This window comes from Tahibacter sp., assembly GCF_035481375.1.
Classification (GTDB): Bacteria; Pseudomonadota; Gammaproteobacteria; order Xanthomonadales; family Rhodanobacteraceae; genus Tahibacter.
This window is the reverse complement of the sequence record NZ_DATIGT010000153.1, coordinates 1-3,828: the sequence shown is the minus strand read 5'-3', so window position 1 is coordinate 3,828 and position 3,828 is coordinate 1. Positions and strand designations below refer to the sequence as shown.

Below are 3,828 nucleotides of genomic sequence, written 5' to 3'. Positions count from 1 at the left end.
CTTCATGGTTGGCCCCTGAACCAATCGAACGATGCGCACTACTGCACGCAGAGCGCGGAGTATCTCAGTGCAACTGTGACGAGTTCCATACTTGCGGAAGAATTTTGCCCCGCGACTTTGGTGGTGCGTATGCCGCACGTTCATCCGCCGGCCGCCGGAGCGTCGATATCGGCAATGCGACGAGGGGATCGGTTGCAATACCCCGCCATCGCTTTCTCCTGCCACAGTCACTCGAAGCCGTACCGGAAGATCACGTCCGGCATCGAATCCGATTCGATGCGCCGATGTCGCCGTTCTGGCTGTTTCACGGGCGTATCGGCACGCCGGTGGCGTCGAAGTTCAGCACCGGGCCGGCCGCGCAGTCGCGTTGTCGCCGGTGCCGAGCGCGGGACTGAAGTCGTCGCCGAAACGCATCGTCCACACGTTCACATGGGGTGGAAAGGACGATACGGGCACGCTGGGCTGCGGATCGCCACCCATGATCGCCGGCACGCGGCAGCCGCTGTTCGGCGAAAACTGCAGGTCGTTGCCGAGATTCGGGCTTCGAACAGGCGGGTGGACGAACACGCAATCGCGATCGTCTTGCCGGCGCCGCTGACGGTCAGCGCGCGCGCCGCGATCACGTCGGCCCGCTGCACCGGCACGGTATGGGCGCCGTTGGCCGAGAACTCGATCGTGTTCGGACCGGCCGCGGTCGCGCCGTCGCTGCCCTGACAGGACATGGGGACTGCATCGCTTCGCGCCGCGAGCAGGTGGCATTGGCGGCGCGTTGTCGTCGGCCATGGTTTCGACGGTGACGTCGCCGGCGAGCGCCGGCTGCGCGAGCGCAAAGCAGCGCGCGCCGAAGCCGACACGGCGACGGAACGGGGAGTGGGCGGATATGGCGATTTATCCGTGATGTTGCAGCGCACACACGATCATCGCGGAGCAGACATCCCCAGGGACGACGTCGTGCGACAAAACCGAACGCAACGGTTTGGGGCTTTTCGCCAGCCAGGCCTGATGCACCGCACAAACGACGATCGTGCATTGGTGCAGTCGCACATTTAGGCCTGTCGACTGATGTGACTGGGTCTATAGACGGACAGTCACTCATCCTGTAAACCGTGCCGGCCTTGCCCGCTTAGGGGGCGCGCAGGGCACGGCTTGCCGCCGTTGCGCGGCAGCCGTCATCGGGTCGCGGTGGACCACGCAGCGGCAAAACCAACCGGGAGGCGCGACGCTTCCTGCCGCTGCCGGGCGTCCGTTCGCGACGGGGGGCGTCGGAATCGACCGACGCATTCGTATACGAATGGAGAATGGTAATGACGAAGTCGAAATTCGGCCGTCTGCCGCTGCTCGTCGCCGCGGCGCTCGCCGGCGGCCTCGCGGCCGGCGTGCATGCCGAGGAAGATCGCGCCGCCGGTCGTGCCGTGGAATTCACGGTCGACCAGACCCGGGGCGCCGACAAGAACGTCGATTATGCGGCGCTGCAGGCGCTGGGTCCGTGGGACGACCGCAACTATGCGCTGACCGCCGCCGATCTCGCGGTGCTGTCGAAGAACGAAGCGGAGACCATCATCGCGATCCCGGTGTTCTATCGCGTCGAAATGCGCAAGGCGAACAAGGATCTGCCGCAGTTCGGACCGGTGCAGTACCCGCGCAGCGCGCTGAACGGCTACATGGCCAAGTACGGCGGCTACCGCATCAACCGCGTCACCTACACGGCGATCACGTCCGACGAAACCGGCCGTTTCCGCGTGCATGAGTCGGCCGACGACGAAGGCAGCCGCGGCAGCGTGTTCCAGAATTTCCTTGGCGGCGAAAAGCGCATCACGACGCCGGCCGGCGCGTCGGAGTCCGCGGTCGCGATCAATCCGGTCAACACGAACATCGTGATTGCCGGCACCAACGGCCCGGGCAGCGGCCAGAAGATGTGGCGCTCGACCGACGGCGGCGTGACCTGGGGCAGCGCGATCGCGCTGTCGGGCACCTGCTGCGATCCGGCCGTGGGCTGGTCGCCCGACGGCACGGTCGGCTACGCGAGCGCGCTGTCGACGGTCGTGGGCGGCGGCACCAATGTGTATTTCTATCGCTCGACCGACAACGGCGCGAGCTGGACGCGCAGCGCGACGCTGTCGAACCAGAACACGTCCGACAAGGAATACCTGCACGTCGACATGCATGCGTCGTCGCCGCACAAAGGCAACATCTACGTCGCCTGGCACGACAACAACGTGCAGAAGATCGCGCGCTCGACGAACGGCGGCACCGCGTTCGGCTCGACGATCACGCTCGACGGCAGCAACCGCGGCATCGGCAGCGACATCACCTCCGACACGGCCGGCAACGTCTACTTCTTCTATCCGGCGGTCTCGGGCGGCTCGGTCAGCAAGGCCATCCGCATGTCGAAGTCGACCGACGGCGGCGTGTCGTTCGCCGCAGCGACGACGGTCAGCACGACCAACGCCGATTTCGATTTCCCGATCCCGGCCATGGAGTCGCGCCGCGCATTCGTCTACGTCTCGACCGACACCGACCGCTCCGGCGGCGCGTTCAACAACAGCATCTACGTATCCTGGACCGACACGTCGACGACCGAGAACAACACGAGCGCGACGGCGAACCACTCCATCATCCGCGTCGCGCGCTCGCGTGACGGCGGCGCGACCTGGCAGATCTCCTCGCCGCATTCCTCGAGCGACGTCAGCACGGTCGACCGCTTCAACCAGTGGCTGTCGGTCGACCGCAACGGCCGCGTGTTCGTGATGTACTACGACACGCGCCATTCGACCAATCGCAGCGGCACCGACATCTATTACGCGGTCTCGGTGGACGGCGGCGTGACCTGGGGTACCGCGACGCGCCTGACCACGGTGACGTCGAAGAACATCAGCGAAGCCAACGAGTGGGGCGACTACAACGGCATGGACGTCGCGCTCGGCGAGATCATGGCGATCTACACCGACAACCGCGACGAATCCGGCGGCACGGCCGAATCCAAGGACGTCTACGGCATCGGCGGCTTTGCCGGCCCGGTGGGCAACCAGGCACCGACGGCGAACTTCAGCTTCACGACGAACGCGCTGACCGCGACGTTCACCGACGGCTCGACCGACAGCGACGGCAGTATCGCGTCGCGCTCGTGGAACTTCGGCGACAGCACCACGTCGACGGCGACGAATCCGAGCAAGACCTACTCGGCCGCCGGCACGTACACCGTCACGCTGACCGTGACCGACGACGACGGCGCGACGAACACGACCTCGCGTCAGGTCACCGTGTCTTCGGGCGTCAACCAGGCGCCGGTCGCGAACTTCAGCGTCGTCACGAGCGGGCTGACCGCCACGTTCACGGACAGCTCCACCGACAGCGACGGTTCGATTGCATCGCGCTCGTGGAACTTCGGCGACAGCACGACCTCGACGGCGACGAATCCGAGCAAGACGTATGCGGCGGCCGGTACCTACACCGTCACGCTGACCGTCACCGACAACGGCGGCGCGACGAACACGAAGTCGAGTTCGGTCACGGTGACCTCGACCGGCGGCAACGTGCTCGACAACGGCGTGGCGAAGACCGGCCTGTCCGGCGCGGCGAGCTCGACCACGACCTACACGATGGTCGTTCCGGCCGGTGCCTCGGGCCTCAAGTTCGTCATGAGCGGCGGCACCGGCGATGCCGACATGTACGTGAAGTTCGGCTCCGCGCCGACGACGTCGAGCTACGACTGCCGTCCGTACCTGTCGGGCAACAACGAGACCTGCACCATCGCGACGGCCCAGGCCGGCACGTATTACGTGATGCTGCGCGGTTACAGCGCCTATTCCGGCGTCAGCCTGACCGGCA

The 3,828-nt window shown here is 66.0% G+C and carries 2 protein-coding genes; both read left to right on the top strand.

Annotation, left to right across the window (positions count from 1 at the left end):
* A partial coding sequence (locus VLF18_RS10290; protein ID WP_325279540.1) for a hypothetical protein occupies positions 1 to 714 on the top strand: 714 nt, incomplete at its 5' end.
* A gap of 590 nt (positions 715 to 1,304) precedes the next feature.
* The coding region (locus VLF18_RS10285; protein WP_325279539.1) for a PKD domain-containing protein at positions 1,305 to 3,828 on the top strand (2,524 nt) is incomplete at its 3' end.